This window comes from Gordonia sp. (in: high G+C Gram-positive bacteria), assembly GCF_047602025.1.
GTDB lineage: Bacteria > Actinomycetota > Actinomycetes > Mycobacteriales > Mycobacteriaceae > Gordonia.
Genome location: NZ_JASGII010000001.1, coordinates 1,377,409 through 1,402,601 on the forward strand (window position 1 = coordinate 1,377,409; position 25,193 = coordinate 1,402,601).

Consider the following 25,193-nt stretch of genomic DNA (forward strand, 5'->3'; position numbering starts at 1 on the left):
TCGCCTCTCATGGCCGAGCCGTTCACCGCGGTGCTGTTCCTGTCCTTCGGCGGACCGGAGCGGGAAGCGGACGTCATCCCGTTCCTGGAGAACGTGACGCGCGGCCGCGGTGTGCCGCGCGAGCGGCTCGATGAGGTCGCCGAGCATTACCGGCACCTCGGCGGGGCATCGCCCATCAACGGGCTCAACCGCGACATGATCGACGCCCTGCGCGCCGGTCTCGCCGAGCGCGGTCGCGCCGACTTGCCGGTCTACTTCGGCAACCGGAACTGGGATCCGTACGTCGAGGACGCGGTCGAACAGCTGTATCGCGACGGGCACCGCCGCGTCCTGGTGTTCACCACGTCCGCCTGGGGCGGCTACTCGGGCTGCAAGCAGTATCACGAGGACATCGGCCGCGCCGCCGCGACGCTGGCCGAGCGGATTCCCGCCGTCGCGGACGACCCGGTGGTGCTGCGCAAGTTGCCGCAGTACTGGGCCGAGGACTCATTCCTGGACGCCCAGGCCGACGCCGTGCGACGGGCCGTCGCCGAATTGCCGGATCCCGCGCGTCCGGCCCGCCTGGTGTTCACCGCCCACTCCATCCCGACGCGCGCCGACCAGGCGGTCGGCGGGGGGCTCTACGGCAGACAGGTCGCGCAGGCAGCCGCCGCGGTCGTCGAGCGGCTCGCCGGGGAGGACCTCGGCATCGCCGCCGACTATGACCAGGTCTGGCAGTCGCGCTCCGGCCCGCCGACCGTCCCGTGGCTCGAGCCGGACATCCTCGACCATCTCGACGCGGTGGCCGCCGCCGGAACCGAGCAGGTGATTGTCGCGCCGTTGGGCTTCGTCTCCGACCACGTCGAGGTCGTGTGGGACCTGGACCACGAGGCGGCCGAGCGGGCCGCCGAACTCGGGCTCGGCTACGTGCGGGCCGACACGGTCGGCACCGATCCGCGGTTCACCCGGCTGATCGCCGACCTGGTGCTGCGCTACGCGGACGGCGGGGGAGACCTGGACGCTCCCGGTTGCGGCGACAACGGCGCCGGCTGCAGCAACGGGTGCTGCGGCGGCTAGCGCCGGTATTCGTCGATCACGCGGTTGACGGCCGTCGCCAGCGCCCGGCGAGCCGCCGCCTCGACCTCGCGCAGCGTCGCCTCGGAGCGCTCGGCGGCCGCACTGGCCAGGCCGAAGCTCGTCTGTCGCTCGCGGGCCAGCGCCACGATCGCGAGCGCCCGGGCCGCGAGGCCGGCGATGTCGACCGGACGCGCGAGGGCACCGGGTGGAAACACGGGGGAGTAGCGCGCGGTGTGGCGCGCGAGGTCGTCGTGCAGCGTCGAGGCATCGCCGACCGAGGTCGAGCGCATCACGATGAGCGCGCCGGTGGCATCCCCGATGGCGTCGATCATCGCGGAGCGGGCCTGGCCGAGGCCGCCGTAGTCGGGGTCGGGGGCCGCGGCGACCCGGTGGAGCAGCCAGCGCATGGGCCGGTCAGGGGCGTGCTCACCCGCGACGATGAGCGAATCATCATCGCGGGTGACGACGACGAGGGCCTCACCGGCGCCAGCCGCGGCGACCCCCGCCGGACCGGGCGGGATGCCGGCGGGATCCCCGGGTGCCGGCAGTCGCACCGACAGCGAGGTGGCTGCCGCGGTCAGTTCCAGCCAATCGGTGGCAGCCCCCGACTCGGCGTCGACGATCTGTACCGGTGCGCCCACGCCGCGCAACTCGTCGAGCAGGTCGTCCCCGGCGCACGCGTGAGCCGCGAACGCGGCCGCCCACGGACCGATCGTCGGCAGCACGAGGGCCGGTCCGAGGGACAGGACCGGTTCGCCCGGTTGCGGCATGGCGTTCATGATCAATCCAGCCTAGTGGCCCTACGCTGGGCCCATGAGTTCCATCCTCGACCTGGCGCCTGATGTGCTGTGGGCGACGATGTACATCGCCGCGGTACCCGTGGCGCTGGTCGCCCTTTCGGCGTACGGGGTGCACCGCATGGAGAAGTCGTCACCGACCGGGCGGAGCCGGGGTCTGTCCACGGCAGCGGTATTCGGCGTCGGGCTGTTGGGCGGCGCAGCTGTTTGGTTCGCCTGGCTCAGTTGGGGCGATTACTACACGGGGGCCGACGGGTTGGCTCACGGTCCGTACCGCCCGTGGCAGGTCCTCGCCTGCGGCGCTACCGCGGTCGTCGTGTCCGGGGCGGTCGGTTGGTTCGCGCGCTGGCGGATGTCCGGTCCGTTGGTCGGGGCCATCGGCTTTCTGCTGGGCTTTGCCACCTGCTGGGCGTTCGACGCCGCGGACGACACGACGGGCCTGTGGGGCGTGGGTTACCTGTTCCTGATAGTCGGCGGCGGACTCGGCCTGCTCACCGTCGCCGTTGCGGTGATCGGCGCTCGGGCGAGGTTGGCGGGTCGTCATGGCTGATCGCTATGGGCGCGACGTGCTCGCACAGCCGCGACGTCGGGGTCCGCAGATACCCGTCATCCCGGCCGACCGGGGACTCGTCGTCGAAGATGCCGAGACGGGCTACTGCGGGGCCGTCGTGGGCTTCGAGAAGTCGTACGACGGGTTGTTCGTCCGACTCGAGGACCGCCACGGCGCGACGCGGATCTTCGCGATGACTCCGGCCGCCTTCCTGCTCGACGGCAAGCCGGTGACGTTGGAGCGGCCGAGAGCCGCGCCGCCCGCGGCAGATGACGGCCGCACCGCGTCCGGGTCGCGCAAGGCGCCGCAGCAGCGTGCCCGCGTGGCGCGGGCCAGCCGCATCTTCGTCGAGGGCATCCACGACGCCACCCTGGTGGAGCGGGTGTGGGGCGACGACCTGCGGGCCGAGGGCGTCGTCGTCCAGCGGCTCGACGGCCTGGACCACCTCGCGGCGGCACTGGCCGAGTTCGAGCCCGGTCCGCGACGGCGGGCCGGCATCCTCGTCGACCATCTCGTCGACGGGTCGAAGGAGGACCGTCTCACCCAGTCGCTGGGCCCACACGTCCTGGTCTGCGGGCATCCGTACATCGACGTGTGGGAGGCGGTGAAACCGGCGGCCGTCGGCATCGACGCTTGGCCGTCGATCCCGCGCGGCATCGATTGGAAGACCGGGATTTGCGATGCGCTGGGCTGGGGCGGCCCGAGCGACGGCTGGCGCCGGGTGCTGTCCGGTGTGCGCGACTACCGCGACATCGAGGTGCCGCTGCTGCGTTCGGTTGAACAGCTGATCGACTTCGTCACCGCGATCGAGGACTAATCCGCGGCCGCCCGGCCGACCGCCTCGTCGTCGATCGGATCGACTGGCAGCTTGGCGTCGAACACGAGTCCGGCGATGCCCAGCGAGAAGAAGAACACGGTGGAGGCGATCAGCCACGGGTTCGGCCCACTGGTCACGGTGTGGCCCAGCAGCACGACGGCGGCGGTGCCGGGGAAGACCCCGAACAGCGTCGCGAGCGTGTACGGGACCAGCCGGACCGACGACAGCGCCGACGTGTAGTTGGCCAGGGAGAACGGGCAGGCGGCGATGAACCGCAGCGAACCGACCGCCAGCCACCCCCGTCGGGCCAACCGGGCCTCGATGGCCCGCACCACCGGCTGCTTGAGGTAGGGCTGGACCTTCTCGCGCCCGATCACGCGGATGCCGACGAAGGAGGCGACCGCGGCGAACATGGTCGCCGCCATGGCGCCGGTCAGACCGATGACGGCCGGGAAGAGGATGCCCGAGGAGAAGGTGAACGCCGAGCGGGGCACCGGGAACATGGTGATCACGGCGTAGCAGATGAAGAAGATGATCGGGAAGGCCGGCCCCAGGCCCGCTCGCCAGTTCTGGATGCCGTCGACGATGCCCTTGGTCGGCACGATGTACGAGCTGATCATGATCACGGCGATCACCAGTCCGACGACCACCAGCCGCCGGATGACGGTGCCGCGGATGTCGGCTTCGAGGAGTTCCTCGCGGGTGCGGGGGTGCTCTGGGGTGCCGCTCACCTGCGCGACTCTACGCCGGTCCGCCCGGCAAGCTCCGCGAGGGCGTCGACGAGTTCGGCCATCATCGTCGCGGTGTCCGCGGCGGTGACGATGCGGGCGTTCGGCGGGCCGAGGAGGCCGCGACGGTCGGCGACAGTCATCGCGCGGGTGAGGGTGCCGTCGAGCTCGACTGCGACATGCGCCGGCGACGACTCGACCCGTCCGGGGTCGAGGGCCACCATCGCCGCGAACGGGTCGTGGGCGTAGGCGAGATAGCCCTCGTCCTGGGCGCGGTGGAACTCGAAATAGAACCGCAGGGCGTCCGCCAGGTGCCGCGCCAGGGGAGCGCCGTCGCAGGATTCCAACAGTCGCGCGAGGTCGTCGGGCGTGAGGATCATCTGCTCGGTGACGTTCAGCCCGCAGACGAGGACGTCGGCCGCATCGGGACGGGAGAAGGCGGCGAGGACCTCGGCGGCGGCCTCGGGATCGACAACCATGTTCCACTCGGCCACCGGCGTCGTGTTGCCGGGGACGCCGAAGGCGCCGCCCATGATCACCAGTCTGTCGAGCCTGGCGGGCAGGTAGGGGTCGTCGCGCAGGGCCAGGGCCAGATTGGTGAGTGGGCCGATCGCGAGGCCCACCAGGTCACCGGCGTGTGCGGCGGCGGCCCGCACCCAGGCGCGGCGGGCGTCGACGGGCGAAGCGGTGACGGTGGCCGGCGGCAGCTGGGAGTGGCCGACGCCGTGTGGGCCGTGCGTGTCCTCGGCGGTGCGCAGGGGAGCGACGAGCGGTCCGGGCGAGCCGGGGTGCACGGGTACCTCGGGACGGCCGCAGAAGTCGAGCCAGGCGAGGTTGTTGGCGACCACGACGTCGGTGGGGACGTTGCCCGCGGTCGACGCGACGCCGACCAGCTCGACGTCGGGTCGCGACAGCAGGTAGAGCAGCGCCAGGGAGTCGTCGATGCCGGTGTCGCAGTCGAGAAACACCGGTGTCCTGTGGTCGGCCACCGCCGGACTATATCGCCGCGGGAACGAGAAAACCCCCGGACCCTGCAGGGTTCCGGGGGTTTCGCGTGTCCGAGGGGGGACTTGAACCCCCACGCCCGTTAATAGGGCACTAGCACCTCAAGCTAGCGCGTCTGCCATTCCGCCACTCGGACTCGGTGCGCCGATAACCCTAGCCGAGGACGCGGGCATTACCCAAATCCCCATAATGGGAGGGTGAGCACCCCTCGAGCCCTCGACGAAGTCGTCGATCTGATCGCCGAATTGATCCGTTTCGACACGTCCAACACCGGTGAGCCGGAGACCACGAAGGGCGAGGAGGAGTGCGCGAAATGGGTGGCCGACCAGCTCGCCGACGCGGGCTACGAGACCACCTACGTCGAGTCCGGCCGTCCCGGGCGCGGCAACGTGTTCGCCCGCCTCCCCGGCGACCCCGCCAGCACCGCCGGCGCGCTGCTGGTGCACAGCCACCTCGACGTCGTCCCCGCCGAGGCCGCCGACTGGTCGGTCCACCCGTTCTCCGGTTCGATCGCCGACGGCTACATCTGGGGTCGCGGGGCCGTCGACATGAAGGACATGGCCGGGATGACGCTCGCGCTGGCCCGACAGTTCGCCCGCGAGGGCACCGTGCCCCCGCGCGAGCTGGTCTTCGCGTTCCTCGCCGACGAGGAGGCCGGCGGCACCTGGGGCTCGCACTGGCTCGTGGCGAATCGGCCGGACCTGTTCGAGGGCGTCACCGAGGCGGTCGGCGAGGTCGGCGGCTTCTCGTTGACCGTCGACCGGCCCGACGGCGCCCAAAAGCGGCTGTATCTGGTGGAGACGGCAGAGAAGGGCGTGTCGTGGATGCGGCTGCGCACCACGGGCAAGGCCGGGCACGGCTCTTTCCTGCACGCGGACAACGCGGTCACCGAATTGGCGGAGACCGTTGCGCGGATCGGGGCCCACGAGTTCCCGACCGTCCTGAGCGATTCGGTCCGCGAGTTCCTGGTCGCGGCCGCCGAGGAAACGGGCCTGGAGTTGGGCGCCGACACCCCCGACCTGGAGACCGCGCTGTTCAAGCTCGGCGGCCTCGCGCGCATCATCGGCGCGACGCTGCGCGACACGGCGAACCCGACGATGCTCGATGCCGGGTACAAGGCCAACGTGATCCCGCAGACCGCGGAGGCGGTCATCGACTGCCGCGTGCTGCCCGGGCGGCAGGCCGCGTTCGAGAAGGAGATCGACGCGCTCCTGGGACCCAACACCACCCGGGAGTGGGTCACCCATCTCGAGCCGTACGAGACCACCTTCGACGGGCACCTCGTCGACGCCATGAACGCCGCGATCCTGGCCCACGACCCGCAGGGGCGCACCGTGCCGTACATGCTGTCCGGGGCCACCGATGCGAAGGCGTTCGCCAAGCTCGGCATCCGCTGCTTCGGCTTCGCCCCGCTGCAGCTGCCGCCGGAACTGGACTTCGCGGCGTTGTTCCACGGGGTTGACGAACGCGTGCCCGTGGACTCAGTGTTGTTCGGTACCAAGGTTTTCGAGCACTTCTTGATGCACAGCGCACCGCACCCGACCGGAAGGTAAGAGATGTCCGCCGCCCCCTTCGCCCACGACCCGTACGCCGACCTGCCCCCGTTGCCCGGGTTTTCCCTCACCTCGGCCGACATCACCGACGGCGGCGCGCTGGCGCAGCCGCAGATCAGCGGAATCATGGACGCCGGAGGCGACGACGTCTCGCCGCAACTGAGCTGGTCGGGTTTCCCCGCGGAGACGCGCAGCTTCGCCGTCACCGTCTACGACCCGGACGCCCCGACGGCCTCGGGCTTCTGGCACTGGGCCGTCGCCGACATTCCGGCCTCGGTGACCTCGCTGGATTCGGGTGCCGGTGACGGTGCGGCGGGCTCGCTGCCCGACGGCGCGGTGACCCTCGCGAACGACGCCTCCCTCAAGCGCTACGTCGGCGCCGCTCCGCCGCCCGGACACGGCCCGCACCGCTACTTCGTCGCCGTCCACGCCGTCGACGTGGAGTCGCTCGGATTGCCCGACGGCGCCACGCCGGCCTACCTCGGGTTCAACCTGTTCGGCCACGCCATCGCGCGGTCGGTCATCGTCGGTACCTTCGGGCGCTGAACCGTCAGGCGTCTTCGCGGACTCCCGAGCCCACGGCGTCGGCGATCGACGCGTAACCCGCACCGCGTACGCGTGCGGCCAGCCCGGCGTGGATGTCGCGGGCGTACAGCGGTCCGCCGTAGATGAAGCCGGTGTAGCCCTGCAGCAGCGTGGCACCGGCTCGGATACGCTCCCACGCGTCGTCGGCGTCCCCGATGCCGCCGACGCCGATCAGCACCAGCCGGTCGCCCACGCGCGAATACAGCCGGCGCAGCACCGCCAGGGAGCGGTCCTTGACCGGTGCGCCGGACAGACCGCCCGCGCCGATGTCGGCGACCTCGGCGGCGGGCGTCGCCAGGCCGTCGCGCGAGATCGTCGTGTTGGTGGCGACGATGCCGGCCAGACCCGCCTCGACCGCGAGGTCGGCGACCGCGTCGACGTCGGCGTCGGCGAGGTCCGGGGCGATCTTCACCAGCACCGGCTTGTCGGTGGCTGCGCGGACGGCGGCGAGGATCGGCCGCAGCTCCGCCACCGCCTGCAGATCGCGCAACCCCGGGGTGTTCGGGGAGCTGACATTGACGACGACGAACTCGGCCAGGGGACCGAGCAGCGTCGCGCTGCGCGTGTAGTCGTCGGCGGCGTCGGCCAACTCGACGACCTTGGTCTTGCCGATGTTGGCGCCGATCGGCACCCGGTGCGCCGCGCCGCGTCGACGGCTGCGGCCCAAGCGGTCGGCCGCCGCCTGGGCGCCGGGGTTGTTGAAGCCCATCCGGTTGATCAGTGCGCGGTCGGCCGGCAGGCGGAACAGGCGAGGTTTCGGGTTGCCCGGCTGCCCATTGCCGGTGATCGTCCCGATTTCGGCGTAGCCGAAGCCGAGCGGGCCCCACGAGCGGGCGGCGCCCGCGCTCTTGTCGAATCCCGCCGCCAGGCCGAGCGGGCCCGGGAACGAGGTGCCGAAGACGTCCTGGCGCAGGATCGGGTCGTCGAGGACCAGGGCGCGGCCGACCAGGCGCCCCAGGCCGGGCACGGCGCCCACGGCGCGAATCACGCGCGACACGAGGCCGTGGATGGTCTCCGGATTGATGCGGAACATCAGCCAGAGCAGTGGCGGGAACACTGCGGCGCTCACGGCCGCGACCAGCCGCGAGCGCTCCGGCTCGACCGCCACGGGATTCTCCGGCGTGCCCCCCAGGCGGGCGTCGACCAGCCCCATCGCGGCCAGCACCTTGCCCGGATGACGGGTCGACACGAGCCAATACGGCGTCGGGTCGTCCGGGTCGTCGAGGACCAACAGGACCATCGGTTTGATCCAGGCGTGGTGCACCAGGAAGGCCGCCGGATCGAGTTGGCGACCCATGGCCGCGCTCTTGGCGCTCGGCGGCACCGAGGCCCCGCGCCCGACGACGGCGGGCGGAAGTACCGCCGATCCGGCGTGGAGCTCGCCGTCGGCGCTGACCCGGACTTCGCGGCGGCTCAGCGATATCAACGCGGCGGCGAAGAGGAGTGCGATGACCGGCACGGCCCACCAGGTCCACGGTGCGCGGTGCCCCGCCAGGCGGATCTCGTAGCCGAGGACCACGGTGAGCGCGGCGGCGGCCAGCCACCACCAGGCCGGCACCCACAGGCGTTCGCGGTAACGGTCGGTCTGGGCGTCATCAGTCACGTCGCCCAGCGTAGTCTGCGGGTGTGCCCGATCGAATTCCGTCATCCGCCGCCGAACCCAGCGGACCGCTCCGCATCCGCCGCCTCGACAAGGACCTGCCGCTGCCGGTCCGCGCACACCCGGGCGACGCCGGCATCGACCTCTATGCCACCACCGACGCGGAACTGGGACCGGGGCGCCGCCAATTGGTCGGCACCGGGATCGCCGTCGCGCTGCCGCACGGCACCGTCGGCCTCATCCATCCGCGCTCCGGGCTCGCCGCGCGGACCGGGCTGTCCATCGTCAACACGCCGGGGACGATCGATGCCGGGTATCGCGGGGAGATCAAGGTCTGCCTGATCAACCACGACCCCGACGAGCCCATCGCCATCAAGCGGGGCGACCGCATCGCGCAGCTGGTCGTCCAACGCGTCGAACTCCCCGAACTGGCGGAGGTCGACGAACTGGACGACACGAGCCGCGGTGACGGCGGCTACGGCTCGAGCGGCGGACACGCCGCACTGTAAGGCAGGGAGGAAGACGATGGCAGGACACGCCCGGGTCGGCGAAGCGGCCGGTCCCTACGACTTGGCCGATCTCGCGACGACGGCCGAAGAATTGGCCAACTCTCACCTCGACCTCGGATCGATCCTGGTCCCGGTCGTCGAAGGCGGCCAGGTGAGCGTCGAGATGTCGGTCGACAACCAGCCCGAGGCGGTCTACCTGCTGACCCCGGTCGGGCGGATCACCGTCGCGGCCTACGCCGCCCCCAAGACGCCCGGCCAGTGGCGCGAGATCGTGCTCGAACTCGGCGACTCCATCCGGGCCGAGGGCGCCGAGGCCATCACCGAGAACGGTCACTGGGGGCGTGAGGTGTTCACCGACGTCCCCGGCGACGAGACCCACCGCTTCATCGGCGTCGACGGCCCGCGCTGGATGGTCCGCTGCGTTGCGAGCGGCCCCCGCGAGACGGCCGGGCACCTCGCGCAGCTGGCCCGCGCCGTGCTGGCCGAATCGGTGGTCCGCCGCGGCAGCGATCCGTTCCCGCCGCGCGAGCCGCTGCCGCTGATCCTGCCGGATGTGCTGGCCGAGCAGGTCAAGATGGCCCAGCGCCAGCTGGGCGAAGAAGACCAACTGGCCATCGACGAGCTGCCGCCCGAGGCCTACGACGCCGGCCCCGCGGTGCGCCCGGCGGCGCGGCCGGTCGACGAGACCCCGACCGGGCCGATCTCGCGCGGCACCGCCATGCAGCGGTTGCGCAACCGCCGGTAGCGCCTAACCGGCGGCCTCTGCCCACCCGGCGGCGGCCAGTCGGCCCAGGAGCGCGGGATCACGGCCCCAGGCGGCCAGCGTCGTGCGGCGCACCGCCGACCGCGGCGCTGCCGCCGCCCACTGTTCGCCGACGACGGCCGGGTGGATCGGATCCGCCGCGGAGACGACGACCGACAGCGGCACCGACAGGGAGCCGATCTCGTCGGGGGTCGGGCCGACCAACGTCGCCGCGGCACGCAACTGGGCGACCAGTCCCGGATAGAGCGCCGTCCACGACCTCGTCAACTCGGCGGCCAGCCAGTCCGGGCTGCTCGACGTCATCGATGTGATCGTCGCGGCCAGGCCATCGCGTTCGAGCCCATCAGCGGTGGCATTCGCCGAGGCCGCCGCGGGACTGCCCTCGGGCGGCCCGGACCACGGCGGGAGCACCGCCCACACGCCGGCGCACCGGTCCGGTCCCGCGGTCAACGCCCACCGGGTCGCGATGCTGGCGCCGATGGAGACGCCGCCCACCAGGATCGGCCCGTCCGCGCCGGCCGCGTCGAGTCGCCGCAGGTAGCCGTCGACCAGATCGTCGTCGGGGGAGAGGGCCAGCAAGCGCCGCCCCGCCGCGCCGGCAGCGGGTCCGAAGGCGCGCCGGCAGTAGTCGTCGTCGGACCCCGTGCCGGGCATGACGACGAGCGGAGCGGGACTGGACATGACTCGATCCTGCCGCAGGGCTACCCTGGGGTCGACAACGGGATCGATCACGATTTCAACGGAGGACGTGTGATGGCCGCACCGGGCTACCTGCGCCGGATGACGCGCATGCTCGTCGAGGACCTCGAGGTGTCCGACGCGGCGGAGATCGCCGACGAGTCGCGCGCCCAGGGTGCCCAGCAGGCGTCCACCTGTTGCCGCGGCGAGCAGGTGCGGATCTACGGCGAACTGCGCTCGGTGCAGACCTGCGCCAAGGGCGGAAAGTCCGGCGTCGTGGCCGAGTTCTTCGACGGGACCGACACCGTGCGGCTCAAGTGGCTGGGCCGCAGCCGGATCCCGGGCATCGAGCCGGGCCGCAAGCTCTGGGTGTCGGGCCGCTTGGGCGAGCAGGACGGGACGAAGGTGATCTTCAACCCCTACTACGACCTCGCCGGTGACTGATCCCGACGCTGCCCGCGACGCGGCCGACGAACGCAAGGCCGGCACCCTGCTGGAACAGATGGGCGGCGTCGCCGGCCTGATCTACTCGACCCTCCCGATCTTGGTCTTCGTGCCGGCGAACACGTGGTTCGGCCTGCGCGGCGCCATCATCGCGGCACTGGCGACCGCCGCGGCGATCCTCGCCTACCGGCTGTACCGGCGCGAGGACGTGACCCCGGCGATCTCCGGCTTCTTCGGCGTTGCCATCTGCGCCTTCATCGCCAATCGGACCGGTGACGCGAAGGGGTACTTCCTGTTCGGGATCTGGACGATGCTGGTCTACTCGGCGCTGTTGATCGTTTCGATCATCGTGCGGTGGCCGCTGATCGGCGTGCTGTGGAACGCGGTCAACGGCGCGGGCACGGCCTGGCGCCGGCATCGGCCGACGCTGATCGCCTACGACCTCGCGACTGCCGTGTGGGCCGTCGTGTTCATCGCCCGCTACCTGGTGCAGCACCACCTCTACGACACCGGTCGCACCGGCCTGCTGGCGGGCGCCCGCATCGGGATGGGTTGGCCGCTGACGATTCTCGCGGTCGTCGCCACCGTCCTGCTGGTCCGCCGGGCCGAACGCGTCGAGGATGAGATCGAGTCGGCCGACTCCTAGTCGAGGTGCATGGCGGTCTTGAGATCGCCTTCGACGTCCTCCGGCGCGACGAACACGAGCTCGTCGCCGCCCTCCACCGAATCGTCGGGTTCGGGCGCGATCACCCGGGCGCCGCGCAGGATCGCGACCAGCGCCGCGCCGCGCGGGAGGCCGAGCTTGGCGACCGGCCGGCCGGCGATCGGCGTGTTGTCCGGCAGCGTCATCTCGACCAGGTTGGCCTGCCCCTGGCGGAAGGTCATCAACCGGACGAGGTCGCCGACGCTGACCGCCTCCTCCACCAGCGAGGCCAGGATGCGCGGGGTGGACACGGCCACGTCGACGCCCCAATCGTCGTCGAACAACCACTCGTTGCGGGGATCGTTGACCCGGGCCACAACGCGGTTCACCGCGAACTCGGTCTTGGCGAGCAGGGCGACGACCAGGTTGGCCTTGTCGTCGCCGGTCGCGGCGACCACCACGTCGTAGTCCTGCAGTCCGGCGCGCTCGAGGTTCGTCAGCTCGCAGGCATCGCCGGCGATCCACTCCGCGCCGGGCACCGCGTCGGGCTCGATCTTGGCGGGGACCCGCTCGAACAGCGTGACCTCGTGCTTGTTCCCGATGAGCTCCCGGGCGATGGAGCGGCCGACCGCGCCGGCACCGGCGATAGCGACTTTCACAGCGGTTCTCCTGGCAGCGGGTCAGTCATGGGTCGGTTTGGGGGCGGCGGCGATCGCGCACACCGCGGGGCGATCGGCGGACAGCACGGCGACGTATACGAGGTCGTCGTCCTGCAGCGCGGTGCGCGGATCGGGGAGGATCGGCCGGCCGACGCGGTTGAGGAAGACGACGTGGCAGCCGGTCTCCTCGCTGAAGCGGGCGATCGACGTGCCGATCCACGACTCGTCGATGTCGATCTGGATGATGTCGACACTGCCGCTCGGGTCGCGCCACGCGACCGCGTCGATGTCGTCGTCGAGTTCGGCGACGAAACGCTCGGTCGTCCAGGGCACCGTGGCCACGGTCGGAATCCCCAACCGCGCGTAGACCTCGGCGCGGCGGGCGTCGTAGATGCGGGCGACGACGCGCTCGATCCCGAAGGTCTCGCGGGCGACACGGGCGGCCACGATGTTGGAGTTGTCACCGGAGGAGACGGCGGCGAACGCGTCGGCCTCCGTGATACCGGCCCGGGTCAGCACGTCGCGGTCGAAGCCGACGCCGACGATGGTCGTGCCGGTGAAATCGGGCCCCAACCGGCTGAAGGCCTGGGCGTTGCGGTCGATCACCGACACCTCGTGGCCGCGCCGCTGCATCGCGTCGGCGAGGGACGCGCCGACGCGTCCGCAGCCCATGATCACTACTCGCACCTGAGTGAACCTACACCCGTCACCGGCGCGCGGCGGGACAGGACCGCCGGGGGTTCGCGCAACGCCCCCGATGGGCCTAGTGTGATCGGGGTGTCCACGCTGTCCCAGGTGCCCGTAGCCGTCAAACGGCTGCTGGTGGGCCGGCCGTTTCGCAGCGACCGACTCGGCGAGACCCTCCTGCCCAAGCGGATAGCGCTGCCCATCTTCGCCTCCGACGCGATGTCGTCGGTGGCCTACGCCCCGCAGGAGATCTTCCTCGTCCTCTCCATGGCCGGCCTGGCCGCCTACAGCTACACGCCGTGGGTCGCGCTGGCCGTCGCGGTGGTCATGGTGGTGGTGGTCGCCAGCTATCGGCAGAACGTCCACGCCTATCCGTCCGGCGGCGGCGACTACGAGGTCGCGACGGTGAACCTCGGCCCCAACGCGGGCCTGGTCGTCGGCAGCGCGCTACTGGTCGACTACGTCCTGACGGTGGCGGTGTCGATCGCGTCGGCCGTGGAGAACATCGGGTCGGCGGTCGACGTCGTGCACGAGCACAAGGTGTGGTTCAGCGTGGCGATCGTGGTGCTCATCGCGGCGATCAACCTACGCGGCCTGCGCGAGTCGGGCCGCGCCCTGGCCGCACCGACGTACCTGTTCATCATCAGCATCCTCGTGATGCTCGGCTGGGGATTTGCCCGCGTCCTCTTCGGCGACGGGGTCCGCGCCGAGACCGCGGGTTTCGAGCTGAAGGCCGAGCCGGGCCATTGGGCGGGCTTGGCGATGGTGTTCCTGCTGGCCCGCTCGTTCTCCTCCGGCTGTGCCGCGCTCACCGGGGTCGAGGCCATCAGCAACGGCGTTCCGGCGTTCCGCAAGCCGAAGTCGCGAAACGCGGCGACGACGCTGCTGATGCTCGGCGCCTTTTCCATCACCCTGCTGCTCGGCCTGGTGATGCTGGCCCGCGAAGCCGGTGTGAAGTACGTCGCGAATCCGGCGGCCGAACTCATCGACCCGCAGACCGGCGAGGCGCCCGCGGGCTACCGCCAGGGCTCGATGATCGCCCAGCTGGCGCACGCCGTGTTTGAGGGGTTCACCCCGGCCTTCTACGTGGTGGCCATCGCTACGGCGCTGATCTTGATGCTCGCCGCCAACACGGCGTTCAACGGGTTCCCGGTGCTCGGCTCGGTCCTCGCGCAGGACCGGTACCTGCCGCGGCAGCTGCACACCCGCGGCGACCGTCTCGCGTTCTCCAACGGCATCGTCTTCCTCGCCGCCGCCGCGATCGGGTTCATCGTCGCCTTCGGCGCCGAGGTCACGACGCTGATCCAGCTCTACATCGTGGGCGTGTTCGTGTCGTTCACGCTCAGCCAGACGGGCATGGTGCGGCACTGGACCCGACTGCTGAGCCACGAGTCCGATCCGTCCGCCCGCCAGCGGATGCGCCGCTCCCGGGTCGTCAACGCCATCGGTCTGGTCATGACCGCGATCGTCTTGTTCGTCGTGCTGATCACCAAGTTCCTCGCCGGCGCCTGGATCGCGATCCTGGCCATGACGCTGCTGTTCATCCTGATGAAGGCGATCCACCGGCACTACGCCACGGTGCAGGCGGAGATGGACGACGCCGCCGACGACGAGGAGGTGCTGCCGCCGCGCACCCACTCGATCGTGCTCGTCTCCTCGTTGCACCTGGCCACCCGCCGCGCCGTCCGCTACGCCCGCGCGACCCGGCCGGACACGCTCGAGGCCGTCACGGTGAACGTCGACGAACGGGACACCCGCAAGCTGGTCGCCGAGTGGGGCGACAGCGACATGACGGTGCCGCTCAAGGTCATCGCCTCGCCCTACCGAGAGATCACGCGCCCGGTCGTCGACTACGTCCGCCGCGTGCGGCGCGACAACCCGCGCGACGTGATCACCGTCTTCATCCCCGAATACGTGGTCGGGCACTGGTGGGAGCAGATCCTGCACAACCAGTCGGCGCTGCGCCTGAAGGGACGGTTGTTGTTCGAGCCGGGCGTGATGGTGACTTCGGTCCCATGGCTGCTGAGCTCCTCGGACCGGCGCAAGGAAGTGGCGCCCTACGACGCTCCGGGTGATTTCCGCCGCGGCGTCGGCCGATGACGCCGCCCACACTGACCTGCGACGTCGAGTCATTGGCCCACGGGGGTGCCGGCGTCGCCCGGGTCGAGGGCCGCGTCGTCTTCGTCGACGGGGCGCTGCCGGGCGAGACCGTGCGTGCGGAGATCACCGATCAGCGCCGTGATTCGCTCTGGCGCGCCCGGACCGTCGAGGTGCTGGTGCCTTCGCCGGACCGGACGCCGGTGTCGTGCCGTGCGGCTGCGGCCGGCGCGGGCTGCTGCGATCTGGCGTATGCGACGCCGGGGGCCATCCGCCGCGCGAAGACCACGGTGCTGGCCGACACGCTCACCCGGATCGGTCGAATCACCCCGCCCGAGGCTCTCGCGGTGGAACCGATCGGCGACGGCGCCGGACACCGGTGGCGCATCCGCGCGCGCCTGGGCGTCGGCACCGACGGCGCCCCGGGCTTTCGGGCGGTCGGATCGAACGCCGTCGTCGACGAGCCGTGCGCGGCGTTGACGCCGGAACTGAGCGCCGCAGTCGCCCGGCTGGATCGCGGCGGGCTGCGGCCGGGTGCCGAGCTCATCGCGGTCCACGACGACGACGGCGCGGTGCACCTCGCCGAGACCGCTCCGGTCGAGCATGCCCGGCGACGCGCGGGCGGTGGTGGAAGTCGCGCGGCGGCACAGCGGCGCCGCGCCGCGTCGGGCCGCGGGCAACAGCGCACCCTCGTCGGGGCCGAACGAGCCGTCTACCGGGTCGGGGACCGCGCGTGGGAGCTGCCGATCGACGCCTTCTGGCAGGCGCACCGGGGCGCTGCCGACGCCTACGCACGGGTGGCCGCCGGCTGGTTGGCACCGGTCGTCACGGGCGGCACGGTGTGGGACCTCTACGGCGGCGCCGGCGTGTTCGCCGGGGCGGCACTCGACGGGGGCGCCGAGGCCGTGCACGTCGTCGACACCGAACCACCCGCCCTGGCTGCCGCCGCCGCGGTGTTCGGCGCAGACCGGGTCCACACGCACCGCGGCGCCGTGGCGCCCAAGCTGCTGGCGGCGCTGCCGGCCCCGACGGCCGTCATCCTCGACCCGCCGCGCAGCGGGGCGGGGACGGAGGTGATGGACGCAGTCGTTGCCGCCGCACCGTCGGCGATCGTCCACGTGGGCTGCGACCCGGCCGCGTTCGCACGAGATCTCGGTCGCGCGGCGGCGGCGGGCTACGAGCCCGCGGAGATCCGGGGATTCGACGCCTTCCCGCTGACACACCACGTCGAAGCCATGGCACTACTGGTCCGCGGCTAAACGTCCGTAGACTGGACGCATTGCGCGCCTCCCGCGCCGCCAGCCCGCGTAACGACAGGAGGACTCGAGGGATGAGTCTGTTGGAGTCGATCCACTCACCGGCCGACCTGTCGCGCCTGAGCAGCGAAGACATGGACCGGCTGGCCGACGAGATCCGCGGGTTCCTCGTCGAGAAGGTGGCGGCGACCGGCGGTCACCTCGGTCCCAACCTCGGTGTCGTCGAGCTGACGATGGCCATCCACCGAGTCTTCGATTCGCCCACCGATCCGGTGATCTTCGACACGGGCCACCAGTGCTACGTCCACAAGATCCTCACCGGGCGCGCCGGCGAGTTCGACACGCTGCGCCAGCGCGACGGCCTCACCGGCTACCAGGAGCGGGCCGAGAGCCCGCACGACTGGGTCGAATCCTCGCACGCCTCGGCCGCCCTGTCCTACGCCGACGGACTGTCGAAGGCGTTCGAGCTGCGCGGCGAGAAGCGCACGGTCGTGGCCGTCGTCGGCGACGGCGCCCTCACCGGCGGCATGTGCTGGGAGGCGCTGAACAACATCGCCGCCGCCAACCGCCCGGTCGTCATCGTCGTCAACGACAACGGGCGGTCCTACGCCCCGACCATCGGCGGACTGGCCCAGCACCTGTCGGGCCTGCGACTGCAGCCGGGTTACGAGCGCGTGCTCGACGAGGGCCGCAAGCTCCTCAAGCAGATGCCCCTCGTCGGCGATCCCGCCTACGCCGTGGTGCACGGCGTGAAGTCGGGCATCAAGGACCTGCTCGCGCCGCAGGCGCTGTTCGCCGATCTGGGCCTCAAGTACGTCGGCCCCGTCGACGGCCACGACATCGGAGCCCTGGAGAGCGCGCTGCGCCAGGCGAAGGCCTTCGGCGGACCGGTCATCGTGCACGCCGTCACGCGCAAGGGCAACGGCTACGGACCGGCCGAGGACCACGAAGAGGACCAGATGCACGGGATCGGCGTCATCGACCCGGCCACCGGGCGCCCGGCGGCGGTCACCGCGCCCGACTGGACGTCGGTGTTCTCCGCCGCGCTCGTCGAAGCCGGCGCGCGCCGCCCCGACGTCGTCGCCATCACCGCGGCGATGGCCGCGCCGACCGGTCTGGCCGCGTTCGGCGAGCGCTACCCGGACCGGCTCTACGACGTCGGCATCGCCGAACAGCACGCCCTGACGTCGGCCGCCGGTCTCGCCCTGGGCGGCATGCACCCGGTGGTCGCCATCTACTCGACCTTCCTGAACCGCGCCTTCGACCAGTTGCTCATGGACGTCGCGCTGCTGCGCCAGCCGGTGACGCTCGTGCTCGACCGTTCCGGAATCACCGGTCCCGACGGCCCCAGCCACCACGGCATGTGGGACCTGTCGCTGATGGCGATGGTGCCGGGCCTGCGGGTGGCCGCGCCGCGCGACGCGGTTCGGCTGCGCGAGGAGCTCGACGAGGCGCTCGGCGTCGACGACGGACCCACCGCGCTCCGGTTCGCCAAGGGAGCGGTGCCCGAGGACATCCGGGCGCTCGAGCGGACCGCCGACGGCGTCGACATCCTGCGGCGCGCGCGCACCGAGTCGGCGCGCCCGACCGGCGACGTCCTCTTGGTCGGCGTGGGCGCCTTCGCCGCGGTCGCGTGCGACACCGCCGACCTGCTCGACAAGCAGGGGATCGACGCCACCGTCGTCGACCCGCGCTGGGTGCTGCCGGTGCCCGGTTCGGTGATCAAGGCGGCCCGTGACCACCGCCTGGTGGTCACGCTGGAGGACGGTCTCGTCGACGGCGGCGTCGGCTCGGCCATCGTCGACGCCCTGGCGGCGGCGGGCAGCACCGTGCCGGTCATGCAGCGCGGCATCCCGAAGGAGTTCGTGGCCGCCGCCTCGCGCGGTGAGATCCTCACCGATCTCGGATTGACCGCACAGGAGCTCGCGCGCACCATCACCGCGACGGTCTCGCAGATGGACCCCACCCGCGCCGGCGAGACGGTCGAGGTGGCCGAGGACGCCGGTCAGAGCTGAGCGAGCGCCGCGGCGATCGCGTCGCGGGTGAGATCGCGCTGCCACGGCCGCGCCCATCCGGCGGCCAGCGCCTCGTCGACGGCGGCGGGGTCGGGGGCCACCCCGGTCCAGCACAGCTGGCGCACCAGTTCGGGCGACAGCAGGTTCTCCGCCGGCACCGATACCGATTCGGCGACGTCGGCGACCGCCGGGCGCACCACGGCGGCGCGCGCGGCCGCCTCCGGGTTGCGCTGATCCCATCGGTTGACCGGCGGCAGCCCCGAGGCCGGGGCCTTGCGGGCCGGCAGGTCCTGCTCGGGCAGATCGCGGGCGCGCTGCAGCGCCGCGAACCACCGGCGCGCGTGGCGGCGTTGGCGCGGACCGCCGAACACCTTGAGGCGGGTCAGCTCGTCGACCGTCTTCGGATCGGACTGGGCGGCATCCACGATCGCCGCATCCGGGAGGACCCGGCCGGGGGCGACGTCGCGCTGCGCGGCGAGTTCTTCCCGGGAGAGCCACAGCTCGCGCACCGCGGCCAACTGCCGTTGGGTCTTGAGGCTGTGGATGTTGGAGGTCCGCCGCCAGCGGTCCGGACGGGGCGGGGCCGGCGGTCGTCGCAGGATGTAGTCGAATTCTTGGGCCGCCCATTCCTGCTTGCCGGCGGCGCGCAACTGGGCGTCCATGGCGTCCCGCAGCTCGACGAGGAGCTCGACGTCGAGGGCGGCGTAATTGAGCCAGTCGTCGGGCAGCGGCCGTTTCGACCAGTCGGCGGCGCCGTGGCCCTTGCGCAGCTCGCGCCCGAGGAAGTGTGCGGTCATTGCGGCCAGGTTCACGCGGTTCATGCCGAGCAGGCGGCCGGCCAGCTCCGTGTCATAGACGGTGGCGCAGCGCATGCCGAGCTCGCGCAGGCACGGCAGGTCCTGGTCGGCGGCGTGCAACACCCATTCGGGGCCGTCGAGGGCGGCGATGACCGAATCGAGGGCGTCGGGGTGTTCGATCGGATCGATGAGCACGGTGCCGCTGCCGGCCCGACGGAGCTGGACGAGGTAGGCGCGCTGCGAATACCTGAAGCCCGACGCGCGCTCGGTGTCGACGGCGATCGGCCCGGTCCCGGCTGCCAGTCGCTCCGCCGCCGCGGCGAACTCGGCCGGCGCGACGAGGACCGGGGGCACCCCCTCCGCGGGGGCGAGCAACGGCTCGGGTGCCGGGCCCTCGGCTTCCTCGGGGGTGTTGTCGGGATCGGCCATCGCGGTCAGTCGGCGGACTTGAGGGCGGTCACGCCGGTCGGCGGGAGTCCCGCTGCGGTGGCGAGCACGTCGCAGAAGGCCTCCAGGTGCGGGGCGAGCGTCGGGTCCAGCGCGGTCCACGACGCGCGCAGTTCCAGCTGGTGGGCCCGCGGCGGCCCGGCGATGTCGCCGTAGCGGACCGAGCTGGTGGAGGTGACCGTGCCGCCCAGGGCGGTCAGCGACGGACCGGAGTCGCCGGTCGTGCCGTCCTCGCCGTCGGGCACGCCCAGGGCATCGGTCAGCCAGCTCCAGGCGACCTCGGGGAGCATCGGGTCCGACGCCAGATCGGCCTCGACGTCGACCTGGATGTAGGCGACCAGACGGATGGTGCCGCTCCAGGCGTCGTTGCCGTCGGGGTCGTACAGCAGGATCAGTCGGCCGAAGGCGGACCCGGCCGAATCGGTCGGAACCTCCTCGGGCTCGCCCGTGACGATTTCCGCGCCCACCGCGTAGCTGTACGGCGCGAGACGCTGCGGCGGACGGATGGGGGAGACCTCGACGTCGGTGCGCACGCGGGCGGCCTGCAACGAGGCCACCGCTGCGGTGAAGTCGGCGGGCTCGCCGACGCGACCGGCCGCGACGCCGGTGTCCGGACTCCCAGGTTCGATCACCGGTCCAAGGTAAGGCGGGGGTGCTCCGGTCGGTGGGAGGCGCGCCGGATCACCGCCCGCCACCGGCCGATACAGTGGTCGCCGTGAGTGATAAACCGCTGCTCGACGCCGCTGCCGGGCGCACACCGTCCCGTCGACCGGTGTGGTTCATGCGGCAGGCCGGACGGTCGTTGCCGGAGTACCGCGAGATTCGCGCGGGACGCGGCATGCTCGAGTCCTGCTTCGACCCCGAGCTGGTGTGCGAGATCACCCTGCAGCCGGTCCGCCGCCACGACACCGACGGCGCGATCCTCTTCTCCGACATCGTCGTCCCGCTGAAGGCGGCGGGCATCGACTTGGACATCGTGGCCGGCACCGGGCCGGTGATCGCCCGACCCGTCCGCACCGCGGCCGACGTCGCCGCGATCGGCCGTCTCGAGCCGGAGTCGGTCGGTGCCGTCGGGCGGGCGGTGTCGCTGCTGCGCGCCGAACTCGATCCGACGCCGACGACGCTCATCGGTTTCGCCGGTGCGCCGTTCACCCTCGCCTCCTACCTGATCGAGGGCGGTCCGAGTCGGCACTACGCGCACACCAAGGCCATGATGTACGGCGATCCGGGGCTCTGGCACGAGCTCATGGCCAAGCTCGCCGACATCACCATCGCCTTCCTCCGGGTCCAGCTCGACGCCGGTGCGCAGGCGGTCCAGTTGTTCGACTCGTGGGCGGGGATGCTCTCCCGGCGCGACTACGAGACGTATGTCGCGCCGCACAGCACGCGGGTGTTCGCCGAGGTCGCCGGCCACGGCGTGCCGCGCATCCACTTCGGCGTCGGCACCGGCGAACTCCTGGTTCCGATGGCGGCCGCCGGCGCGGACGTCGTCGGCGTCGACTGGCGGGTGCCGCTGGATGAGGCGGTCCGCCGGATCGGGCCGGGCAAGGCCCTGCAGGGGAACCTGGATCCGACGGTGCTGTTCGCGGGGGAGGCCGTCATCGCCGAACATGTGGCGCGGGTGATCGGCGACGCCGATCGCGCCCTCGCCGCCGGGGCCACCGGCCACATCTTCAACCTCGGCCACGGGGTGCTGCCCGACACCGACCCGGATGCGGTCACCCGGACCGTCGAGCTGGTGCACTCGGCGTGACCCGGGTCGCGATCATCGGCGCCGGGCTCTCCGGCCTGGTCGTCGCGCACGCCCTGCGCCGCTCGCTGGGCCCGGCGGCGGAGATCGACGTCTACGACGCGGCCGACGGTGTCGGCGGGCTGCTGCACGGCGTCGAAGTCGCCGGACGGTTCACCGACGTCGGTGCGGAGGCCTTCGTCCTGCGCCGCCCCGAAGCTGTCGACCTGGTCGCCGAGCTGGGGCTGTCGGACCAGGTGGAGTCGCCCACGGGCGCGCGACCCGCGGTCTGGTCCGACGGCCGGTTGAATCCGTTGCCGGCGCCCGCCTGGATGGGCATACCGGCATCGCCGGCGGCGGTGGCCGGCCTGGCCGACGACGCCGACCTCGCCCGGATGGCCGCCGAGCCAGAGCGGCCACTGTCGTGGAGCCCGGGGTCGGACTGCTCGCTCGGCGAGCTCGTGGCCGACCGCTTCGGGCCGTCGGTGGTGGCGCGCAGCGTCGACCCGATGATCGGCGGCGTCTACTCCTGTCTGGCCGCCGACACCGGTGTCCGTGCCGCGCTGCCCGCATTGGCCGAGCTCCTCGACCGCGGCGCGCCGAGCTTGACCGCGGCCGTGGCGGCGCTGTTGCCGCCGGCCGGTGCGCCGCGGACCCCGGTGTTCGGGGCACTGCGCGGCGGCTACCGACAGCTGGTCGACGCGCTCGTCGCGTCGTCCGGCGCCGAGTTCCGGCTCGGGGCGGACATCGACGCGTTGGGCGAGGGCCCGGTGGTCGCCGGCCGCCCCTATGACGCCGCGGTGGTGGCGACGCCGGCGCCGGTGGCCGCGCGCCAATTGGCCCGCGTCGCGCCGCGCAGCGCCGCCGAGCTCGGCGAAGTGGCCACCGCGTCGCCCGCCGTCGTCGCGCTGGCGGTCGACGCGGCGACGCCGATCCCGGAACTCTCGGGCGTGCTGGCCGCGACGGGGGAGGAGCTCGTCCGCGGCGCGTGCGCGAACCCGGTCAAGGCGATCACCTTCAGTTCCCGCAAGTGGGCCCATTACGGCGGTGCCGACCAACCGCACCGCCTGCGGGTGTCCTTCGGCCGCCTGGGCGAGCCCGTCACCGCCACCGACGCCGAGCTCGCCACGGCGGCGACCGCCGCCCTCGAGGAGATCATCGGTCGGCCCGCACGGCTGGTGGACTCCGCCGTCGCGCGCTGGCCGCAGGGACTGCCCTGTTATGCGCCGGGGCACGCGGAGCGGGTCGAGACGATCCTGGCCGGCCTCCCGCCGGGCGTGGCCCTCGCCGGGGCGACGTACCGGGGCGTCGGGGTCCCCGCGTGTATCGCGCAGGCGCGCGGCGCGGCTGCCGCCGTCGTGGCCCATCTGGCGCCGGGGTAACTTGGGCGCATGGCCCGTTTGAACTACGACGAACTCAACAACACCATCCGCTACCTGATGTTCTCGGTGTTCACCGTGCGACCCGGTGAACTCACCGATCGCGACGCGGCCGGGGCCGAGTTCGCCGCCTTCATCGAGGAGATCCAGCGCGGTGGACTCGTCGTCCGCGGCGTCTACGACGTGGCCGGCATGCGCGGCGACTCCGACTTCATGATCTGGTGGCACGCCGAGACCATCGAGGAACTGCAGGACGCCTACCAGCGCCTGCGCCGCGACACCGCTGTCGGCCGGGCGAGCGACGCCTTCTGGAGCGCCTCGGCCCTGCACCGTCCCGCCGAGTTCAACAAGAGCCACATCCCGGCGTTCCTCGCGGGCGAGGAGCCGGGCAACTACGTGTGCGTCTACCCGTTCGTGCGGTCCTACGACTGGTACCTGCTGCCCGACGAGGAGCGCCGCACCATGCTCGCCGACCACGGCAAGGAGGCCCGCGGCTACAAGGACGTGCGCGCCAACACGGTGCCCGCGTTCGCCCTCGGCGACTACGAGTGGCTCCTCGCCTTCGAGGCGCCCGAGCTGCACCGCATCGTCGACCTGATGCGCGATCTGCGCGCCACCGAGGCCCGCCGCCACGTCCGCGTCGAAATCCCGTTCTTCACGGGGCCGCGCGTGGAGCCGGCCGCGCTGGTGGCGAAGCTGCCCTAGCCCTCGTCGCCCGGCTCGAGGTCGAGGCAGACCGAGTTGATGCAGTAGCGCAGGTCCGTCGGGGTGTCGTAGCCCTCGCCGGCGAAGACGTGGCCCAAATGGCTGTGGCAGTTCGCGCACAGCACCTCCGTGCGCACCGTCCCCAGCGACGCGTCGCGGCGCTCGATGATCGCCTCGCCGGCCAGGGGGGTGAAGAACGACGGCCACCCGCAGTGGGAGTCGAATTTGGCATCGCTGCGGAACAATTCGGCGCCGCACGCACGGCACCGGTACACGCCGGTGGTCTTCGTGTCGGTGTACTCGCCGGTGAACGGCGGCTCGGTGCCCGCCCGGCGCAGGACCTTGAACTCGGTCGGCGTCAGGCGCCGCGCCCACTCCTCATCGGTCAACGAGGAGAAATCGGTCGGTTCGCCGGTCACGCTTCCACTGTAGCGACGGCGGCGGTGGTCCGCGGACCCTCCGCTTCGCGGAGGTCGAGGTAGCGCCACAGCAGGGAGAAGAACACGGCGATCATCAGCAGCGACCAGCCCCACGTCACGGTGAGCTTGTCCATGTTGTTGCCGAAGGCCTCCCACGTGCGCGGCAGGTGCTCCGAGCGCGGGTTGCGGATCGTGTAGTAGATGTCGGCCGTCATGCAGCCGTACACGCCCAGCCACGCCGGCCAGTTCCGCATCGGGGAGCCGGGACGGATCACGCTCAGCACCAGCGGGAACAGCAGCATCGAGTAGTAGCCCTGACCGAGCGGGCCCACCAGGAACGACGTGGTCAACAGGATGCCCGAACTGACGGTCAGCCACAGCACCTCGTCCTTGTCGCGGTAGTAGCGCCACAGGAACCACACGCCGAACGCGGCCATCGCGACGAACATGACGCGCAGCGCCAGGATCAACCAGGAGTCGAGGCCGTAGAACGTGCCCAGCCCGCCAACCGAGTTGTTGTAGTAGTCGCGCGTCTCCCGGATGTACGGGAACGTGTTCTTCATGAAGTTGTCGGTGTCCGGGATCAGCGGCCACGCGAGGACGTTGAGGACGACCGGGATGCCCAGCGCCGGGATGAGTGCCCGCCACATCCCCTTCTTGAGCAGCGGCAGCAGCAGGACCGGCAACAGCACCGGTTTGACGGCCAGGGTCAGGCCGACGGCGATACCCGCGAGCCACGGCTTGTCGCGGTGCAGCAGCCAGAGGAAGAGGACCAGGCTCAGCAGCACGAAGGAGTTGAAGTTCGTGTAAACCAGCGTCGCGGTCACCGACTCGCTGAAGAAGAAGAAGAAGATGACGGTCGGCAGCACCCACGACTTGGCGGTGTAGCCGAACAGCCGGGTCAGCAGGTAGGCCGACGCGAGCAGCGCGAGCACCGACAGCGCCAGGAAGATCCAGCGCGAGCGCTCCGGGTCCACGTACGCGATCGGCGCCATCAGCAGCGTGCCCGACGGCGGATACAGGTAGTGGGGCTCGACGGTCAGATAGCTCTCACCGTAGACGGTGCCGCCGTTGACGAAGCGCAGCGCCGCCTCGTAGACCGGCTTGAAGTCGTCGGTGCGGTCGCCGTTGATCGCCAGCACGACGGTCTTGTGGAAGATCATCAAGATGCTGACCGGCCACAGGATCGCCTTGACGATCCGCTCGACGGGTACGGGCGGGAACAGGTAACGGTCGGTTGTCGTCACGAGCGAACCGTACTACAGGCGGCGCGGC

26 protein-coding genes, 1 tRNA gene and 1 pseudogene are annotated in these 25,193 nt (G+C 71.7%); 15 read left to right on the forward strand and 13 right to left on the reverse strand.

Translation table 11 applies throughout. The annotated features are described in order from the left end of the window. The first annotated feature begins 9 nt into the window (after positions 1-9). Positions 10-1,056: a ferrochelatase gene (locus QM728_RS06845; RefSeq protein WP_415031285.1), complete on the forward strand. Its 1,047-nt coding sequence runs from the start codon at positions 10-12 to the stop codon at positions 1,054-1,056. Here QM728_RS06845 and QM728_RS06850 read toward each other — a convergent pair. After that, entirely contained in the window at positions 1,053-1,826 is a 774-nt protein-coding gene (locus tag QM728_RS06850) for a hypothetical protein (protein ID WP_415031286.1), read from the reverse strand. The genes QM728_RS06845 and QM728_RS06850 overlap by 4 nt on opposite strands. 43 nt (positions 1,827-1,869) lie before the next feature. On the opposite strand from QM728_RS06850, the gene QM728_RS06855 reads away from it, so the two are divergent. After that, on the forward strand, positions 1,870-2,403 hold the full coding sequence (locus QM728_RS06855; protein WP_415031287.1) for a hypothetical protein: 534 nt from the start codon (positions 1,870-1,872) through the stop codon (positions 2,401-2,403). Beyond that, positions 2,396-3,220 (forward strand): DUF3097 domain-containing protein, encoded by an 825-nt coding sequence (locus QM728_RS06860; protein WP_415031288.1) that lies wholly within the window; start codon positions 2,396-2,398, stop codon positions 3,218-3,220. The genes QM728_RS06855 and QM728_RS06860 overlap by 8 nt, the downstream gene beginning before the upstream one ends. Here QM728_RS06860 and QM728_RS06865 read toward each other — a convergent pair. The 3 genes from QM728_RS06865 to QM728_RS06875 all read right to left on the reverse strand — a co-directional run bounded on the left by QM728_RS06865 (position 3,217) and on the right by QM728_RS06875 (position 5,089). Beyond that, positions 3,217-3,951 (reverse strand): TVP38/TMEM64 family protein, encoded by a 735-nt coding sequence (locus QM728_RS06865; RefSeq protein ID WP_415031289.1) that lies wholly within the window; start codon positions 3,949-3,951, stop codon positions 3,217-3,219. The two genes, QM728_RS06860 and QM728_RS06865, sit on opposite strands and share 4 nt — an antisense overlap. Then, positions 3,948-4,937, reverse strand: coding sequence for a nucleoside hydrolase (locus tag QM728_RS06870; RefSeq protein WP_415031290.1), 990 nt, complete (start codon positions 4,935-4,937; stop codon positions 3,948-3,950). The genes QM728_RS06865 and QM728_RS06870 overlap by 4 nt, the downstream gene beginning before the upstream one ends. 66 nt (positions 4,938-5,003) lie before the next feature. Beyond that, positions 5,004-5,089: transfer RNA gene (locus QM728_RS06875), tRNA-Leu, on the reverse strand. A gap of 61 nt (positions 5,090-5,150) precedes the next feature. Between QM728_RS06875 and QM728_RS06880 the strand changes: the two genes are divergently transcribed. Both QM728_RS06880 and QM728_RS06885 read left to right on the forward strand, forming a co-directional pair. Beyond that, positions 5,151-6,506, forward strand: a complete 1,356-nt coding sequence (locus tag QM728_RS06880) for a M20/M25/M40 family metallo-hydrolase (protein ID WP_415031291.1) — start codon at positions 5,151-5,153, stop codon at positions 6,504-6,506. A 3-nt stretch (positions 6,507-6,509) separates the two neighbouring features. Further along, entirely contained in the window at positions 6,510-7,052 is a 543-nt protein-coding gene (locus tag QM728_RS06885) for a YbhB/YbcL family Raf kinase inhibitor-like protein (protein ID WP_415031292.1), read from the forward strand. A gap of 4 nt (positions 7,053-7,056) precedes the next feature. On the opposite strand, the gene QM728_RS06890 is transcribed toward QM728_RS06885, so the two are convergent. Both QM728_RS06890 and QM728_RS06895 read right to left on the reverse strand, forming a co-directional pair. Further along, the gene (locus tag QM728_RS06890; RefSeq protein ID WP_415032849.1) at positions 7,057-8,148 is read right to left on the reverse strand and encodes a quinone-dependent dihydroorotate dehydrogenase; all 1,092 of its coding nucleotides are present in this window, start codon (positions 8,146-8,148) and stop codon (positions 7,057-7,059) included. Between the two features lie 105 nt (positions 8,149-8,253). Continuing rightward, a pseudogene (locus QM728_RS06895) lies at positions 8,254-8,739 on the reverse strand (DUF3093 domain-containing protein); the annotation flags it as partial. Between QM728_RS06895 and dut the strand changes: the two are divergent. Both dut and QM728_RS06905 read left to right on the forward strand, forming a co-directional pair. Continuing rightward, the gene (gene dut, locus QM728_RS06900; protein WP_415031293.1) at positions 8,718-9,200 is read left to right on the forward strand and encodes a dUTP diphosphatase; all 483 of its coding nucleotides are present in this window, start codon (positions 8,718-8,720) and stop codon (positions 9,198-9,200) included. The pseudogene QM728_RS06895 and the gene dut overlap by 22 nt on opposite strands. A 16-nt stretch (positions 9,201-9,216) precedes the next feature. Then, a complete protein-coding gene (locus QM728_RS06905; protein WP_415031294.1) occupies positions 9,217-9,945 on the forward strand; it encodes a DUF3710 domain-containing protein in 729 nt (242 codons plus the stop codon). Between the two features lie 3 nt (positions 9,946-9,948). Here the strand turns inward: QM728_RS06905 and QM728_RS06910 are convergent, their stop codons facing one another. After that, positions 9,949-10,644, reverse strand: coding sequence for an alpha/beta fold hydrolase (locus tag QM728_RS06910; protein WP_415031295.1), 696 nt, complete (start codon positions 10,642-10,644; stop codon positions 9,949-9,951). A gap of 72 nt (positions 10,645-10,716) precedes the next feature. On the opposite strand from QM728_RS06910, the gene QM728_RS06915 reads away from it, so the two are divergent. After that, the gene (locus tag QM728_RS06915) at positions 10,717-11,085 is read left to right on the forward strand and encodes an OB-fold nucleic acid binding domain-containing protein (protein WP_415031296.1); all 369 of its coding nucleotides are present in this window, start codon (positions 10,717-10,719) and stop codon (positions 11,083-11,085) included. Continuing rightward, positions 11,078-11,731, forward strand: a complete 654-nt coding sequence (locus tag QM728_RS06920; RefSeq protein WP_415031297.1) for a DUF3159 domain-containing protein — start codon at positions 11,078-11,080, stop codon at positions 11,729-11,731. The genes QM728_RS06915 and QM728_RS06920 overlap by 8 nt, the downstream gene beginning before the upstream one ends. On the opposite strand, the gene QM728_RS06925 is transcribed toward QM728_RS06920, so the two are convergent. Together QM728_RS06925 and QM728_RS06930 are read right to left on the reverse strand one after the other, a co-directional pair. Beyond that, on the reverse strand, positions 11,728-12,387 hold the full coding sequence (locus QM728_RS06925) for a potassium channel family protein (RefSeq protein ID WP_415031298.1): 660 nt from the start codon (positions 12,385-12,387) through the stop codon (positions 11,728-11,730). The genes QM728_RS06920 and QM728_RS06925 overlap by 4 nt on opposite strands. A gap of 21 nt (positions 12,388-12,408) precedes the next feature. Then, complete coding sequence (locus QM728_RS06930; RefSeq protein WP_415031299.1) at positions 12,409-13,074, reverse strand: potassium channel family protein; 666 nt, start codon at positions 13,072-13,074, stop codon at positions 12,409-12,411. A gap of 90 nt (positions 13,075-13,164) precedes the next feature. On the opposite strand from QM728_RS06930, the gene QM728_RS06935 reads away from it, so the two are divergent. The 3 genes from QM728_RS06935 to dxs all read left to right on the forward strand — a co-directional run bounded on the left by QM728_RS06935 (position 13,165) and on the right by dxs (position 18,442). Beyond that, positions 13,165-15,174, forward strand: a complete 2,010-nt coding sequence (locus QM728_RS06935; RefSeq protein ID WP_415031300.1) for an APC family permease — start codon at positions 13,165-13,167, stop codon at positions 15,172-15,174. Continuing rightward, positions 15,171-16,430: a class I SAM-dependent RNA methyltransferase gene (locus tag QM728_RS06940; protein WP_415031301.1), complete on the forward strand. Its 1,260-nt coding sequence runs from the start codon at positions 15,171-15,173 to the stop codon at positions 16,428-16,430. The genes QM728_RS06935 and QM728_RS06940 overlap by 4 nt, the downstream gene beginning before the upstream one ends. A 71-nt stretch (positions 16,431-16,501) precedes the next feature. Next, a complete protein-coding gene (gene dxs / locus QM728_RS06945) occupies positions 16,502-18,442 on the forward strand; it encodes a 1-deoxy-D-xylulose-5-phosphate synthase (protein ID WP_415031302.1) in 1,941 nt (646 codons plus the stop codon). On the opposite strand, the gene QM728_RS06950 is transcribed toward dxs, so the two are convergent. Together QM728_RS06950 and QM728_RS06955 are read right to left on the reverse strand one after the other, a co-directional pair. Continuing rightward, positions 18,433-19,668, reverse strand: a complete 1,236-nt coding sequence (locus QM728_RS06950) for an HRDC domain-containing protein (protein ID WP_415031303.1) — start codon at positions 19,666-19,668, stop codon at positions 18,433-18,435. The genes dxs and QM728_RS06950 overlap by 10 nt on opposite strands. A 5-nt stretch (positions 19,669-19,673) precedes the next feature. Continuing rightward, a complete protein-coding gene (locus QM728_RS06955) occupies positions 19,674-20,318 on the reverse strand; it encodes a DUF3000 domain-containing protein (protein WP_415031304.1) in 645 nt (214 codons plus the stop codon). Positions 20,319-20,392: 74 nt separating this feature from the next. On the opposite strand from QM728_RS06955, the gene hemE reads away from it, so the two are divergent. From hemE to hemQ, 3 genes are read left to right on the forward strand one after another with little or no spacing between them, the layout of a single operon-like run. Continuing rightward, the gene (gene hemE, locus QM728_RS06960; protein ID WP_415031305.1) at positions 20,393-21,439 is read left to right on the forward strand and encodes a uroporphyrinogen decarboxylase; all 1,047 of its coding nucleotides are present in this window, start codon (positions 20,393-20,395) and stop codon (positions 21,437-21,439) included. After that, positions 21,436-22,797, forward strand: a complete 1,362-nt coding sequence (locus QM728_RS06965; RefSeq protein WP_415031306.1) for an FAD-dependent oxidoreductase — start codon at positions 21,436-21,438, stop codon at positions 22,795-22,797. Before hemE ends, QM728_RS06965 begins: the two co-directional genes overlap by 4 nt. 9 nt (positions 22,798-22,806) lie before the next feature. Further along, positions 22,807-23,499: a hydrogen peroxide-dependent heme synthase gene (gene hemQ / locus QM728_RS06970; RefSeq protein ID WP_415031307.1), complete on the forward strand. Its 693-nt coding sequence runs from the start codon at positions 22,807-22,809 to the stop codon at positions 23,497-23,499. Here the strand turns inward: hemQ and msrB are convergent. Together msrB and QM728_RS06980 are read right to left on the reverse strand one after the other, a co-directional pair. Continuing rightward, complete coding sequence (gene msrB / locus QM728_RS06975) at positions 23,496-23,918, reverse strand: peptide-methionine (R)-S-oxide reductase MsrB (protein ID WP_415031308.1); 423 nt, start codon at positions 23,916-23,918, stop codon at positions 23,496-23,498. The two genes, hemQ and msrB, sit on opposite strands and share 4 nt — an antisense overlap. Next, positions 23,915-25,165, reverse strand: a complete 1,251-nt coding sequence (locus QM728_RS06980; protein ID WP_415031309.1) for a glycosyltransferase family 87 protein — start codon at positions 25,163-25,165, stop codon at positions 23,915-23,917. The genes msrB and QM728_RS06980 overlap by 4 nt, the downstream gene beginning before the upstream one ends. Positions 25,166-25,193 lie beyond the last annotated feature (28 nt).